This is a genomic window from Streptomyces sp. NPDC046866, assembly GCF_040704625.1.
In the GTDB taxonomy this organism is placed as follows: Bacteria; Actinomycetota; Actinomycetes; order Streptomycetales; family Streptomycetaceae; genus Streptomyces.
Genome location: NZ_JBEYXN010000014.1, coordinates 22,432 through 36,812, shown reverse-complemented (window position 1 = coordinate 36,812; position 14,381 = coordinate 22,432). Strand labels below are relative to the sequence as shown.

Annotated in this window: 14 protein-coding genes and 1 riboswitch; of the genes, 3 read left to right on the top strand and 11 right to left on the bottom strand. The window is 69.4% G+C overall.

Annotated elements, in window-relative coordinates:
- Positions 1-39: 39 nt before the first annotated feature.
- Together AB0953_RS20820 and AB0953_RS20815 are read left to right on the top strand one after the other, a co-directional pair.
- Positions 40-765, top strand: a complete 726-nt coding sequence (locus AB0953_RS20820) for a rhomboid family intramembrane serine protease (protein ID WP_366860988.1) — start codon at positions 40-42, stop codon at positions 763-765.
- On the top strand, positions 762-1,043 hold the full coding sequence (locus AB0953_RS20815) for an Lrp/AsnC ligand binding domain-containing protein (RefSeq protein ID WP_366860987.1): 282 nt from the start codon (positions 762-764) through the stop codon (positions 1,041-1,043). Before AB0953_RS20820 ends, AB0953_RS20815 begins: the two co-directional genes overlap by 4 nt.
- A 20-nt stretch (positions 1,044-1,063) precedes the next feature.
- On the opposite strand, the gene AB0953_RS20810 is transcribed toward AB0953_RS20815, so the two are convergent.
- The 7 genes from AB0953_RS20810 to AB0953_RS20780 form a co-directional block, all read right to left on the bottom strand.
- Positions 1,064-1,642: a ferredoxin gene (locus AB0953_RS20810; RefSeq protein ID WP_366860986.1), complete on the bottom strand. Its 579-nt coding sequence runs from the start codon at positions 1,640-1,642 to the stop codon at positions 1,064-1,066.
- A gap of 13 nt (positions 1,643-1,655) precedes the next feature.
- Positions 1,656-3,080 carry an aminotransferase class V-fold PLP-dependent enzyme gene (locus AB0953_RS20805; protein ID WP_366860985.1) on the bottom strand — a complete coding sequence of 475 codons (1,425 nt, stop codon included), beginning with the start codon at positions 3,078-3,080 and terminating at the stop codon, positions 1,656-1,658.
- A 231-nt stretch (positions 3,081-3,311) separates the two neighbouring features.
- Positions 3,312-3,428: riboswitch (SAM riboswitch) on the bottom strand.
- A 131-nt stretch (positions 3,429-3,559) separates the two neighbouring features.
- Positions 3,560-4,624, bottom strand: a complete 1,065-nt coding sequence (gene trpD / locus AB0953_RS20800) for an anthranilate phosphoribosyltransferase (RefSeq protein ID WP_366860984.1) — start codon at positions 4,622-4,624, stop codon at positions 3,560-3,562.
- Positions 4,625-4,776: 152 nt separating this feature from the next.
- A complete protein-coding gene (locus tag AB0953_RS20795) occupies positions 4,777-6,402 on the bottom strand; it encodes a cytochrome bc complex cytochrome b subunit (protein ID WP_366860983.1) in 1,626 nt (541 codons plus the stop codon).
- A complete protein-coding gene (locus tag AB0953_RS20790) occupies positions 6,399-7,457 on the bottom strand; it encodes a Rieske 2Fe-2S domain-containing protein (protein WP_366860982.1) in 1,059 nt (352 codons plus the stop codon). Before AB0953_RS20790 ends, AB0953_RS20795 begins: the two co-directional genes overlap by 4 nt.
- Positions 7,454-8,263: a c-type cytochrome gene (locus AB0953_RS20785; RefSeq protein ID WP_366860981.1), complete on the bottom strand. Its 810-nt coding sequence runs from the start codon at positions 8,261-8,263 to the stop codon at positions 7,454-7,456. Before AB0953_RS20785 ends, AB0953_RS20790 begins: the two co-directional genes overlap by 4 nt.
- 76 nt (positions 8,264-8,339) lie before the next feature.
- On the bottom strand, positions 8,340-8,960 hold the full coding sequence (locus AB0953_RS20780; protein ID WP_366860980.1) for a heme-copper oxidase subunit III: 621 nt from the start codon (positions 8,958-8,960) through the stop codon (positions 8,340-8,342).
- 187 nt (positions 8,961-9,147) lie between these two features.
- Here AB0953_RS20780 and AB0953_RS20775 point away from each other — a divergent pair, with 187 nt between their 5' ends.
- Positions 9,148-9,549, top strand: a complete 402-nt coding sequence (locus AB0953_RS20775) for a hypothetical protein (RefSeq protein WP_366860979.1) — start codon at positions 9,148-9,150, stop codon at positions 9,547-9,549.
- 95 nt (positions 9,550-9,644) lie between these two features.
- On the opposite strand, the gene AB0953_RS20770 is transcribed toward AB0953_RS20775, so the two are convergent.
- From AB0953_RS20770 to coxB, 4 genes are all read right to left on the bottom strand, one after another.
- A complete protein-coding gene (locus AB0953_RS20770; protein WP_366860978.1) occupies positions 9,645-10,889 on the bottom strand; it encodes an Ig-like domain-containing protein in 1,245 nt (414 codons plus the stop codon).
- A gap of 127 nt (positions 10,890-11,016) precedes the next feature.
- Positions 11,017-11,415, bottom strand: coding sequence for a cytochrome c oxidase subunit 4 (locus AB0953_RS20765; protein ID WP_361914025.1), 399 nt, complete (start codon positions 11,413-11,415; stop codon positions 11,017-11,019).
- Positions 11,412-13,139, bottom strand: coding sequence for a cytochrome c oxidase subunit I (gene ctaD / locus AB0953_RS20760; RefSeq protein WP_366860977.1), 1,728 nt, complete (start codon positions 13,137-13,139; stop codon positions 11,412-11,414). Before ctaD ends, AB0953_RS20765 begins: the two co-directional genes overlap by 4 nt.
- Positions 13,136-14,110 (bottom strand): cytochrome c oxidase subunit II, encoded by a 975-nt coding sequence (gene coxB, locus AB0953_RS20755; RefSeq protein ID WP_366860976.1) that lies wholly within the window; start codon positions 14,108-14,110, stop codon positions 13,136-13,138. Before coxB ends, ctaD begins: the two co-directional genes overlap by 4 nt.
- Positions 14,111-14,381: the final 271 nt, after the last annotated feature.

The following is a 14,381-nucleotide window of genomic DNA, read 5'->3' as shown; positions in this document are numbered from 1 at the left end:
GGTGCGTGGGGAGGGGCCGGTTGGGTCATGCTCAATCGCATGATCGTAAAGTGGCGGGCTGCCGTGCGCGAGGCCGCGCGCGGGCCCGTGGCCACCCATGCGCTGATCGCGGGCTGCTGCCTGGTGTTCGTCCTCGGCCCGGCGTCCGGGCTGAACCCCTCCTACGGGACCGGCGAGCGGCTCCTGGAGTCCGGCGGCGCGTACTTCCGGCGCTGGGGCGTGGTCCCGGACGAGCTCTTCACCGGCTCCGGGCGTGCCCTGCTGACCCCGCTGACCGCGCTGTTCGTGCACGGGAGCTGGCTGCACCTGCTCGGGAACATGCTGTTCCTGTACGTCTTCGGCGCCATGACGGAGGAGCGGATGGGGCGCCCCGGGTTCCTGTGCTTCTACGTCGGCACCGGCTACCTGGCCCTCGCCGCCTACGCGGCCGCCAACGCCTCCTCGGACCAGACCCTCGTCGGCGCCTCGGGCGCGATCTCGGCGGTGCTGGGGGCGTTCCTGTGCCTGTTCCCGCGGGCGCGGGTGACCAGCCTGTTCCCGTTCCTGCTGTTCCTGCCGCTGCGGTTCCCCGCCTGGGCGGTGCTGTTGTTCTGGTTCTCCCTCCAGTGGCTGGCGGCCCACCGGGCGGGCAGCGGGCCGGGGGTGGCCTACCTGGCCCACCTGGTGGGGTTCTCACTGGGCTTCGTCTACGCGTGGGGGCGCTACCGGCGTACGACTAGAGTGAGGCGATCAGCGACGGCCACCGAGGGAGACAGCCAGCCGTGATCACCGCGATCGTGCTCATCAAGACCAGCGTGGACCGCATCCCCGAGATCGCCGAGTCCATCGCCGCGCTGGAGAACGTCAGCGAGGTCTACTCCGTCACGGGGACGTACGACCTCATCGCGCTGGTCCGCGTGGCCCGGCACGACGACCTGGCGGACATCATCCCGGGCCGCATCAGCAAGATCCCGGGCGTCGAGGCCACCGACACCCACGTCGCGTTCCGCACCTACTCCCAGCACGACCTGGAAGCCGCCTTCGCCATCGGCCTGGACTCCTAGCCCGCGCACCGCCCCCCGGCTCACAGCCGGGGCAGCGCCTCCGCCGGCCCGGCAGGACGGCCCTCGGCCAGCCAGAACACATAGCCGCGCAGGCAGTCGCCGAGCCCCGTGTCGATGTGTGCCACGTACTCGCGCGCCCCGAGGGCGGCCTCCCGCTCGTACGGGCTCGCCGACGCCGACCAGGCCCGGGCCGCGCCCACGGCCCACTCGCGCACCCGCCCGCGCTCGCGCCACCAGTCCCGGACCAGCTCCGGGGTCCAGTACAGGTCGCCGTCGGCGCCGTAGCCGGCGAACGGATCGGCCTCGGCGGCCCGGATGAGGTCGTGCGTCTCGCCGACGGAGCGGGGCTGGCGGTAGACGAACTCCTGACCGTGGTCGTCGCCGTAGAGGACGTGCGCGGGCGCGTGGGCCCGGCCGGTCCAGCAGGTGTCGCTGTCCGCCCCGTAGAACGGCCCGGGGACGTCCCGCCAGCTGCGCCTGTCCCAGCGGCCCGGCACCGGGGCGCTCCAGTCCTGTACCGGAGCGTCCCAGGGCGGCAGGGGCCGGCCGGCGGCGGCGCGGACGGTCGGGACCGGGTCCCAGTAGGTCGTCAAGGGCATGGCGGGCAGGGTGTCACACGGCCGGGACGCAGCGGCCCTCCTCGGTGCGGTACTGCCACTTCGCCCCCTCGGTGACGAGCTCCTTGACGGCGCGAACGAAGCGGTCCACGTGCTCGTCGGGGGTGCCGGCGCCGAAGCTGACGCGGATGGCGTTCAGGGTGGGGGCCGCCCCGGACGAAGTCCGGTGGAGCTCCCCGGGAGCCGCATCCGGGGCGCCGCACTCGCCCGGCTCCTGCGCGGCGCCGCCGAGCAGGGTGCGGACCAGCGGGTGGGCGCAGAACAGGCCGTCGCGCACCCCGATCCCGTACTCGGCGGACAGGGCGGCGGCGAAGTGGGAGCTGTTCCAGCCGTCCACCACGAAGGAGAGGACGCCGACGCGCGGGGCGTCGTCCCCGAAGAGGGACAGGATCCGCACCTGCGGGACGTCCGCGAGGCCGGCCCGCACCTTCGCGATCAGCCGGCGCTCGCGGGCGACGAGGGCGTCGAAGCCGGCCTCTGCCAGGGCCCGGCAGGCCGAGGCGATCGCGTAGACGCCGATGACGTTCGGGGAGCCGGCCTCGTGGCGCGCGGCCGTGGTGTGCCACTCGACCTCGACACCGCCGTCCTCACGCCGGGCCACCTTGCGCGAGGCCCCGCCGCCCGCCAGGTAGGGCTGAGCCTGCTGGAGCCAGTCGGCCCGGCCGGCCAGCACGCCCGAGCCGAAGGGCGCGTACAGCTTGTGCCCGGAGAAGGCCACCCAGTCCACGTCCAGCTCCTGCACGGAGACGGGGTGGTGCGGGGCCAGCTGGGCGGCGTCGAGGACGATCCGCGCGCCGTGGGCGTGCGCGGCCGCGGCGAGCTCCTTCACCGGCCACAGTTCGCCGGTGACGTTGGAGGCGCCGGTCACGCACACCAGCGCGGGGCCGTAGGGGTGTCGGTCGGCGAGGGCCCGCTCCAGGGTGGCCACGGCCTCGCCCGGGGTGCGGGGCGCGTCGAGGTACGTGACCTGCGCGTGGTCCCAGGGCAGCAGCGAGGCGTGGTGCTCGGTCTCGAAGACGAAGACCCGGCAGCCGGCCGGCAGGGCGGCCGCCAGCAGGTTCAGGGAATCCGTGGTGGACCGGGTGAAGACCACCTGGTCGGCCGGGCGGCAGTCCAGGAACGCGGCGACCGCGGCCCGGCTCTGCTCGAACAGGTCGGTGGACAGCTGCGAGAGGTAGCCGGCGCCGCGGTGCACGCTGCCGTAGTACGGGGCGTACGCGGCCACGTCGTCCCACACGCGCTGCAGGGCCGGGGCGCTCGCGGCGTAGTCCAGGGCCGCGTAGGTGACCTCCCCGCCGGTGACGAGGGGGACGGTGACGTCCCGGCCGAGGACGGCGAGCGGCTCGGCGCAGGCGGGGTCGCAGGCGGCGGTCGCGGGGGCGGCGGTGGCGGTGGCGGTGGCGTTCAGGGACGCGGACATGGCGGAATCTCCCGGCAGGCAGGGCGCAATGGCTTCGGAGGTCACCCGTGCGCGGGCGCGGCGGCGCTGCGGGCCGGCCGTCGTCCGGGGTACGGGGAAAGGTCTCGGAGGGGGCGGGTACGCGAAGGGGACCCTGGTTCCGAGGGGTGAAGAAGGGGCGGACTCGCCCTATCGCATTCGCTTGCTCACGGAAAAACGCTCCTCGAGAGACCAGGACCCCTGGTGTCGAGGGATCCGCGCTTGCCGCGGGCCTTGCTGCCCGCGGCCTGGTCATCACCCGGGGCACCCCGCCACGGAAGGAGGGTTGCCGGACAGCAAGCCGGGGCCAAAACGCTGTCACTCGTGACCTGCTCAGCATCCTGCCACAAGATCCCGCACGCACAAGGCCCCGGTCCGCATGCTGGGACCGGGGCGTGGCCGGAAATCGACGGCAGGGATCCGTCAGCTCGGGGCGCCGCCCGCGCCGCCGGTGCGACCGCTCAGAGGTTGCTGGCCGCCACCCACCGCTCCAGTGCGGCCCGGGCGGCCCCGGAGTCGATGGCCTCCGCCCCGCGCGCGATGCCCTCGCGGATCTGCTCCTCCAGGGAGCCGGAACCGGGGTCGAGGGCCACCAGGGCAGCCGCCGCGTTCAGCAGGACCGCGTCGCGCACCGGACCCGTCTCGCCCGCCAGCAGCCGTCGGGCGACGTCCGCGTTGTACGAGGCGTCCGCGCCGCGCAGCTCGGAGACGTCGACCAGGTCGATGCCCACGTCGCGCGGGTCGAAGGGCTGCTCCTGCACCCGGCCGTCCCGCACCCACCACACCCGGGAGGTGGCCGTCGTGGTCAGCTCGTCCAGGCCGTCGTCGCCGCGGAAGACCAGCGCCGAGGAGCCGCGCTCCGCCAGCACGCCCGCCACGATGGGCGCCACCCGGGCGTCGGCGACGCCGGTGGCCTGCGCCCGCACCCGCGCCGGGTTCGTCAGCGGGCCCAGGAAGTTGAAGGTGGTCCGGATGCCCAGCTCCCGGCGGGCGGCGGCCACGTGCCGCAGCGCCGGGTGGAACTTCACCGCGAAGCAGAAGGTGATGCCCGCCTCCTCGGCGACCTGCACCACCCGAGCCGGGGCGAGGTCGAGGTTGACGCCGAGCTTCTCCAGCACGTCGGAGGCCCCGCTCGCCGACGAGGCCGCCCGGTTGCCGTGCTTGACCACCTTGGCACCCGTGCCGGCGACCACGATGGAGGACATCGTCGAGATGTTCACCGTCTTCGCGCCGTCGCCGCCGGTGCCGACGATGTCCACGGTCCGGCCCGGCACCTCGATCAGGTTGGCGTGGGCGTACATGGCGCGCACCATGCCGTTGATCTCCTCGACCGTCTCCCCCTTGGCGCGCAGGGCCACCGCGAAGCCGGCGATCTGCGCGTCGGTGGCCGCGCCCCGCATGATCCGGTCCATGGCCCAGGCGGTGTCGTCGGCGCGCAGGTCCCGGCCGCCGAGCAGGGCGTCGAGGACGCCCGGCCAGGTGGGGGCCGCCACGCTGTCGCCGCCTGCCGGGGTCACAACGTTCATGGTCCGCTCCTGAGGGTCCACCGTCGAATGGAAAAGTCCTGGAGGGTTCAGCCTATCCAGCCCCGAACACGGCAAAGAGCCCCGTCCAGACCCTGGACGGGGCTCTCGCCGTGGCGACACCAGGAACTGACCGGAATCAGTCCCCTACGGGATCAGTGGTGGCCGTGGCCGCTCTGGATCTCCTTGTACTCCTCCACCGTGGGCTTCGGAATCTGGTTGTTCTCCGCGTAGAGGCCCTTGCTGAGCTTCACGCGGAGCTTCTCCATGCGGCCGACCTTGCGCTCGACGCCGTTCTCGTCGACCGTCGGGCCGAGTTCGAGCGGCTTGTACTGCTCGTGCGCGGTCAGCGTGTGCAGCTTGTCCTGCGACAGCGGCTCGTGGACCTCGACGAACTCACCGTGCGGCAGGCGCTTGATGATGCCGGTCTCGCGGCCGTGCAGCACCTTGTCGTGGTCGCGGCGCTGCAGGCCGAGGCAGATCCGCTTGGTGACGATGAACGCGAGCACCGGGACGACGAAGAAGCCGATCCGCACGAACCAGGTGATGTTGTTGATCGACAGGTGGAAGTACTGCGCGAACATGTCGTTGCCACCGCCGATGAGGAGCACGATGTACTCCGCGATCCAGGCGACACCGAACGCGGTGCGGGTCGGGACGTTGCGCGGGCGGTCCAGGATGTGGTGCTCGCGCTTGTCCCCGGTGACCCAGGACTCGATGAACGGCCACACGGCGATCGCGCCGAGCACCAGCGGGAAGAGCAGCAGCGGGATGAACACGCCCAGGACGAGCGTGTGGCCCCACAGGTTGATCTCCCAGCCGGGCATGGCACGGATCAGGCCTTCCGGCATACCCATGTACCAGTCGGGCTGCGCACCGGTGGACACGTGGTCCGGGCGGTACGGGCCGAGCGCCCAGATCGGGTTGATCGAGGCGATCGCGGCGATGGCCGCGATGACACCGAAGACCAGGAAGAAGAAGCCTCCGGCCTTGGCCATGTAGACCGGCAGCAGCGGCATGCCGACGACGTTGTTGTTCGTCTTGCCGGGACCCGCGAACTGGGTGTGCTTGTGGTAGAAGACCAGGATCAGGTGGGCCACCAGCAGGCCCATCATGATGCCGGGCAGCAGCAGGATGTGGATCGAGTAGAACCGCGCGACGAAGTCGCCGCCGGGGAACTCGCCGCCGAAGAGGAAGAACGACAGGTACGTGCCGATGACCGGCACGGACAGGATCGCGCCCTCCATGAAGCGGACACCGGTGCCCGAGAGCAGGTCGTCCGGCAGGGAGTAACCGGTGAAGCCGGTGAACATGCCGAGGACCAGCAGCAGGAAGCCGAAGATCCAGTTGACCTCGCGCGGCTTGCGGAACGCGCCGGTGAAGAAGACGCGCATCATGTGCACGACCATGCCCGCGACGAAGATCAGCGCCGACCAGTGGTGGATCTGCCGGATGAGCAGACCGCCGCGGACGTCGAAGCTGATGTCCAGTGTCGAGGAGAAGGCCTCGGACATCGTGACGCCCTGCATCGGGACGTACGAGCCGTGGTACACGACCTCGTTCATGCTCGGGTGGAAGAACAGCGTCAGGTACACACCCGTGAGGATGATGATGATGAAGCTGTAGAGGCAGACCTCGCCCAGCATGAAGGACCAGTGGTCCGGGAAGATCTTGCGCATGTTCGCCTTGGCGAGGCTGTAGATGCCCAGGCGGCCGTCCGCCCAGTCCGCCACTCGCTCGCCGGCGGGCGCTTTGCGCTTCGTATCGGTGGCAGTGCTCATCCGCGCTCCCAGAATGCAGGACCGACGGGCTCCTCGAAGTCGCCGAGCGCCTCGAGGAAGCCTTCGCCATTCACGCCGATCCGCAGCTGCGGAAGCGCGTGGCCGGCCGGGCCGAAGATGACACGGGCGCCGTCGGAGAGGTCGAAGGTGGACTGGTGGCACGGGCAGAGCACGTGGTGCGTCTGCTGCTCGTACAGGCTGATCGGGCAGCCGACGTGGGTGCAGATCTTGGAGTAGGCCACGATGCCCTCGTGGGACCACGCGAGCTCACGCTTGTCCTTGATGTCCTCCGGCTTGATCCGGACGATCATCAGGGCGGCCTTGGCGATCTGGGTCTGGAAGTCGTGCTGCGTCTCCTCCAGGCCCTCGGGCATGGCGAAGGTCAGCGAACCGACCTGGACGTCCTCGGGACGCAGCGGCTCCATCGTGTTCTGGTTGATGAGCAGCTTGCCCTTGGCCCACACGGTCTTGCGCAGCTTGTCCTCGGGCAGCGGGCCCAGGTCGCGCATGATCATGACGGCGGACAGCGGCAGCATGGCCAGCGCGCCCAGCATCGTGTTGCGGATCAGCGGGCGGCGGCCGATGCCGGACTCGTTCGCACCGTCGGCGAAGTCCTGCATGACCTTGGCCTTGACCTCCGCCGGGGCGGCGATCGGGTGGCGCTCGTCGGCGACCTCGACGTCGGACATCAGGGTGCGGGCCCAGTGGACCGCGCCCGCGCCGATGCAGAAGAGGGCCGCGCCGAGGGTCAGGCCCAGGGCGAAGTTGAGGGCGCTCACCTTCCCGAGGGGGAAGATGAACACCATCTTGTCGACCGGGATGGCCACGTAGGAGGCGATGAAGCCGATCGTGGCCAGCATCGACAGCGTGAACAGCATCGCCACGGTGCGCTCGGAGCGCCGGGCGGCCCGCTCGTCGATGTCCTGGATACGCGGCTTGTGGACCGGGAGGCCGGGGTCGGCGAACGGGTCGTCCGCGACCGCCACACCACCGTGGTGCGCGTCGCCCTGCTCGCTCGGCAGGTGCTTGTCTTCGGGAATGTCTTGGCTACTCATGACTTCTTGGCCTTAGCGGTGTGGGCCGCGACCCAGACGGCGACAGCGATCAGCGCACCCAGACCGAAGATCCAGCCGAAGAGGCCCTCGGAGACGGGGCCGAGGCCGCCGAGCTTGAGGCCGCCCGGGCTGACCGACTTCTCGCCGTTCACGTGCTGGAGGTACGCGATGATGTCCTTCTTCTGCTTCTCCGGCATGGTGCTTTCCGGGAAGGAGGGCATGTTCTGCGGGCCGGTGAGCATGGCCTCGTAGATGTGCTTGGGCGAGACGTCCTCGAGGTTCGGGGCGTACTTGCCGTTCGTCAGGGCGCCGCCCTCACCGGTGAAGTTGTGGCACTGCGCGCAGTTGTTGCGGAACAGCTCGCCACCCTTGGCGACGTCGGCACCCGCCGGGTCGTACTGCTTCTCGGTCGGCGTGATGGGGCCGGCGCCGAGGGAGGCGATGTACGCGGCCAGCTGGTCGATCTGCGCCTGGGAGTAGATCACCGGCTTCTTCGGCACCTGGGCGCCGGGCTGCTGGGCGGGCATGCGGCCCGTGCTCACCTGGAAGTCGACGGCCGCGGAGCCGACGCCGACCAGGCTGGGGCCGTCAGTGGTTCCCTGACCGCCGGTTCCGTGGCAGCTTGCGCAACCCACGGCGTAGAGCTTCTTGCCCTCCTCGATGGCGAGGGACTGGGCGGTTTCATCGGCCTGCGCCTTGCCCGCAGGGGCGAAGGCGGCATACAGCCCCCCAGTGGCCGCCAGCGCGAGGAGTAGAACGACGACCGCCGCCAGCGGATGGCGTCGTCGTGCGGAGAGCTTTTTCACGGATTACCCCGGTGTCAGGATCTTCTGCGTCGGTGTTTCTGGATGGAGTGCCGGGCGGGCCCGGCGACGTGTCCCGCTACTTGATCAGGTAGATCGTCGCGAAGAGGCCGATCCAGACGACATCGACGAAGTGCCAGTAGTAGGACACGACGATGGCCGACGTGGCCTGTTCGTGGGTGAACCTCTTGGCCGCGTACGTCCGGCCGAGGACCAGCAGGAAGGCGATCAGACCGCCCGTCACGTGCAGCCCGTGGAAGCCGGTGGTCAGGTAGAAGACCGAACCGTACGGACCGGACGAGAGGGAGATGCCCTCGTGCTTGACCAGCTCGGTGTACTCGAACACCTGGCCGCCAATGAAGATCGCACCCATGATGAACGTGACGATGAACCACGCCCGGAGCTTCTTCACGTCACCGCGCTCGGCGGCGAAGACGCCGAGCTGGCAGGTGAGGGAGGAGAGCACCAGGATCGTGGTGTTCGTCGCCGAGAAGGGCAGATTCAGGGCCGAGGCCTGCTCTGTCCAGTACTCGGCGCCCGTCACCGATCGCAGGGTGAAGTACATCGCGAAGAGGGCCGCGAAGAACATCAGCTCGGAACTCAACCAGATGATGGTTCCGACGCTGACGAGGTTCGGTCGATTGACCGTCGGGTGCGCGTGCCCGGTATCTACTGTCGTTGCTGTCGCCACGACCGACATTATGTCGGTCGCTTATCCCGCCCTCACCCCGGGGGGTGCCGTTCGGAGTGTCAGGGCCGTGTGCAAGGCCCGAACGGCCCATCGGGGGACCGTTCGCGAGGGTGTCCGAACCGATGTTGACACCGGGTCCGGAGGAGTAGCATCCCGCGCAACATCAACGTGATTCACGGCACCGTGGAGGAACGAAATGCGGTCGACTGCACGGGTTCTGGTCTACAGCGACGACGCGAACACCCGGCAGCAGGTGCGCCTGGCGGCCGGGCGCAGGCCGGCCGCGGACCTGCCGCCCGTCGAGTTCACGGAGTGCGCCACGCTGCCGGCGGTCCTGAGCGAACTGGACGCGGGCGGGATCGACGTGTGCGTGCTGGACGGCGAGGCGGTCCCGGCCGGGGGCATGGGGGTGTGCCGGCAGATCAAGGACGAGGTCTTCCACTGCCCGCCGGTGCTGCTGCTGATGGGGCGCCCGCAGGACGCCTGGCTGGCGACGTGGAGCCGGGCGGATGCGGCGGTGACCCTTCCGGTCGACCCGGTGGAGTTCGCGGACGCACTGGCGGCCCTGCTGCGCTCCCGGCTGTCGCTGGACGCCTAGGAGGCGGCGCCCCGGGTGCGCGGGCTCCCGTACGGGCGCCTGCGCACCGGGCCCGCGCCTTCGCGGGCCGGCCGCGCGGGGCGGCCGGGCAGGGCTCAGACCTGCGGGCGCAGGCGGGCCTGGTCGGTGGGGCTGCGGCCGTCCGGGGTGCCCTTGAGCAGGGCGCTGCCCTCGCGCCACTTCTTCCAGTCCATGTTCCAGTCGCCGTAGCCGTTGCCGAAGACGTCCATGTCGTCGCCGATGGAATTGATCACCTTCACGATGTCGCCCTCGGTGATGTTCTCGTAGAACCAGGCGGCGTTGCCCGTGCTCATGCCGGTGCAGCCGTGGCTGACGTTCTCGTAGCCCTGGGAGTCGACGGACCAGGGCGCGGCGTGGACGTATTCACCGCTCCAGGTGACCCGGGTCGCGTAGTAGACGGGCAGGTTGTAGTACTCGTCGCCGCCGATGCCGACGGTGTCGCCGCGCATCTGGACGAAGTACTGCTTGCCCAGCACCACCTTGACCCCATTGCGGGTGGAGAAGCCGGGCTTCCCCGTGGTCACCGGAATGGTGTTGATCACTTCTCCGTTGCGCCGGAACTCGAGGTAGTGGGCGGCGGCGTCGGTGGTGACCTCGACGCGGTCGCCGATCCGGAGCTCCACCGGCTTGCTGGCGGCCCCGTGGAGGCGGTCGGAGATCCGGACGCCCTCCAGGTTGCTCCGTACGGAGACGGTGCTGTGGGCGGGCCAGTACTCCTTGGGCCGGTAGTGGAGGTGCTTGTCGTCCACCCAGTACCAGGCGCCCTCGACGCCGGGCGGGGTCTGGACGACCAGGCCGCGCTCGATGACGGCGCGGGCCGCCTTGTCCTTGACGGCCTCGCTCAGTTCGGCCGTGATGGGCTGTCCGACGCCGTACTTGCCCGCCTCCGGGCCGAATACGACGTTCAGGAGGCGTTTGGCCGGGGTGGTGTCGAACGTGAGCGTACGCAGCCCTGGAGCGCCGCGCTCGTCCTCCGTGCCCACCTGGACCGTGTAGCGCACGCCGGCCGCCATCGGGGCGGTGCTGTGCCAGCGGTCGCCCTTGGCGGTGAGCTCGCCCGCGAGACGGCGGCCGTAGGTGTCCACGGCGGTCACGTCGGTGATCCGGCCCCCGCCCGCCTTGGCGGTGATCTCGAGGGGCTTGTCGGGGTCCACGGGGCGCCGGCCGACGGCCTGGTTGAAGGCGACCTGCTGTGCCGCGTCGTACGGGCGGGCGGACAGGGGGTTGCCGCCGCCCCCGCACGCGGTGGCGCCGGCACCGAGGGACGCGACCAGCGCGGTGCAGCTGAGCGCGGTACGAAGGCGCGGTGAGTGCTTCATGGGGCCAACGCTATGAAAGTAGGACAGTCATGGCACCCGGGATGACTGCAAACGAGGGGCCCGGACTCCCCCATTGGAGGTGTCCGGGCCCCTCGTACGGCTCTGCGCCGTGGTACTGCGGGTGCTGCTACTGGTTCTGGTTCTCACCGCGGTAGTACTCGTACACCCAGCCCCACAGGCCGATCAGGATGATCGGGGCCGAGAAGTACATGAGCCACCAGCCGAAGATGACGCCCATGAACGCGAGGGCGCCGCCGATGCCCAGCGACAGCGGCTGCCAGCTGTGCGGGGAGAAGAACCCCAGCTCTCCCGCCTCGTCGGCGACCTCGGCCTCCAGGTTGTCCTGGGCCATCTCGTCGACGCGCTTGGCCGTGAAGGCCAGGTAGTAGCCGATCATCACGCTCAGGCCGAAGGCCAGGAAGAGCGCGGTGGTTCCGACGGGCTCCTTCGACCACACGCCGTACACGACGGCCATGATCAGGATGAAGAAGGAGAGCCAGAGGAACATCTTGCCCTGGATCTTCACTTGCCGGCCTCCTTGCCACCGGTGACGGCCTTCGCCGGGGCGTGGTCCTCGAGGTGGTCGAGGGCCGCGATCTCCGGGTGGTGCAGGTCGAACGCCGGCGATTCGCTGCGGATGCGCGGCAGGGTGAGGAAGTTGTGCCGCGGCGGCGGGCAGGAGGTCGCCCACTCGAGCGAACGGCCGTAGCCCCACGGGTCGTCGACCTCGATCTTCTTGCCGTACTTGGCCGTCTTCCAGACGTTGTACATGAACGGCAGGAAGGACAGGCCGAGCACGAACGAGCTGATCGTCGAGATCGTGTTCAGCGCGGTGAAGCCGTCGGCGGCCAGGTAGTCCGCGTAACGACGCGGCATGCCCTCGGCACCGAGCCAGTGCTGCACCAGGAAGGTGCCGTGGAAGCCGATGAACAGCGTCCAGAAGGTGATCTTGCCGAGGCGCTCGTCCAGCATCTTGCCCGTGAACTTCGGCCACCAGAAGTGGAAGCCGGCGAACATCGCGAACACCACGGTGCCGAAGACGACGTAGTGGAAGTGGGCGACGACGAAGTACGAGTCGGAGACGTGGAAGTCCATCGGGGGCGAGGCCAGGATGACGCCGGTCAGACCACCGAAGGTGAAGGTGACCAGGAAGCCGATCGTCCAGAGCATCGGGGTCTCGAAGGACAGCGAGCCCTTCCACATGGTGCCGATCCAGTTGAAGAACTTCACACCGGTCGGGACCGCGATCAGGAAGGTCATGAAGGAGAAGAACGGCAGCAGCACACCGCCGGTGACGTACATGTGGTGGGCCCACACGGTCACCGAGAGGCCGGCGATCGCGATCGTCGCGGCGATCAGGCCGATGTAGCCGAACATCGGCTTGCGCGAGAAGACCGGGATGATCTCGGAGACGATGCCGAAGAACGGCAGGGCGATGATGTACACCTCTGGGTGTCCGAAGAACCAGAAGAGGTGTTGCCACAGCAGGGCGCCGCCGTTGGCCGCGTCGAAGACGTGGGCGCCGAACTTGCGGTCGGCCTCGAGCGCGAAGAGCGCGGCGGCCAGCACCGGGAAGGCGAGCAGGACCAGGACACCGGTCAGCAGCACGTTCCAGGTGAAGATCGGCATGCGGAACATCGTCATGCCGGGTGCGCGCATGCAGATGATCGTGGTGATGAAGTTGACCGAGCCGAGGATCGTGCCGAAGCCGGAGAAGGCCAGACCCATGATCCACATGTCGGCGCCGATGCCCGGCGAGCGGACCGCGTCCGACAGCGGGGAGTAGGCGAACCAGCCGAAGTCGGCGGCGCCGTTCGGCGTCACGAAGCCGGCCACCGCGATGGTGGAGCCGAAGAGGTACAGCCAGTACGCGAACATGTTCAGCCGCGGGAACGCCACGTCGGGCGCACCGATCTGCAGCGGCATGATCCAGTTGGCGAAGCCCGCGAAGAGCGGGGTGGCGAACATCAGCAGCATGATCGTGCCATGCATGGTGAACGCCTGGTTGAACTGCTCGTTCGACATGATCTGCGTGCCCGGGCGCGCAAGCTCGGCACGCATGAACAGCGCCAGGACGCCGCCGATGAGGAAGAACACGAACGACGTGACCAGGTACAGGGTACCGATGGTCTTGTGGTCGGTCGTGGTCATCCACTTCACGACGACGTTGCCCGGCTGCTTGCGCCGTACCGGCAGCTCGTTCTCATACGAGTCGGCGGCGGCACCCTGGGATTCGTTGAGGATGCTCACAGTTTGTTCGTCTCCGCGTTCCGGGCCGGGTCAGTCTGCTTGATGCCGGCCGGCAGGAAGCCGGTCTGCCCCTTCTCGGCCAGTTCCTTCAGGTGCGCCCGGTACGCCTCGGGGGACACGACCTTGACGTTGAAGAGCATCCGGGAGTGGTCGACGCCGCAGAGCTCGGCGCACTTGCCCATGAACGTGCCCTCTTCGGTGGGCGTGACCTCGAAGACGTTGGTGTGGCCCGGGATGACGTCCTGCTTGAAGAGGAACGGCACCACCCAGAAGGAGTGGATGACGTCGTTCGAGGACAGGATGAAGCGGACCTTCTCGCCCTTGGGCAGCCAGAGGGTCGGCCCCGGGTTGTCGGTCTGCGGGTTGCGGTCGCCCGGGATGCCCTTCTCGTAGACGCCCTCGGCGCCCTTCGGGAAGTCCTTGGTGAAGCGGTCCGGGATCCGGGAGAGCTCCTTGGGGACCTCGCCGGCCTTCGGGGTCGCCGCGTCGCCGTCGACGTCCTCGATGTAGTTGAAGCCCCAGCTCCACTGGAAGCCGATCACGTTGACCGTGTGGGCCGGCTTGTCGGAGAGCGAGAGGAGCTTCGACTCGTCACGCGCGGTGAAGTAGAACAGCACCGAGACGATGATGAGCGGGACCACGGTGTACAGCGCCTCTATCGGCATGTTGTACCGGGTCTGCGGGGGAACCTCCACCTTCGTCCGGCTGCGCCGGTGGAAGATGACGCTCCACATGATCAGGCCCCACACCAGGATGCCGGTGACCAGAGCGGCCGCCCAGGACCCCTGCCACAGGGAGAGGATGCGAGGCGCCTCCTCCGTGACCGGGGTCGGCATTCCGAGGCGGGGGAAGTCTTTCCATGTGTACGAGCAACCAGTGGCGGTCGCCAGGACCACGCCCGCAGTCAGCGCCTGCAGCAGCTTCCGCCGCATCGGGCGCCGCGGCGAGCGGTCGGAGCCGTAGGGACTCACGTAGCGCCTTCCCGAGAGTCTCGGCCCGCGCGGCCGGCCGCGGCCGTGTTCGGGTCGGTCGCCGGCCCTGACGCAGGCAGGGGTTTGGATGTTTATGCGGACCAAACCCTACTGGACGCTATTTGGGGTCGCGCGGGGAGGGTGCCCAACGCGCCGCTACTGCCCCCGAAGGGATGGATCCGCCGTACGGGGGACGGCGCGGCACCGGCTGAATGGCGGCGTCGGGGCGGCATCTGACGCCCCCTGACCTCCGGCGTGGAGGCCTGCCGGT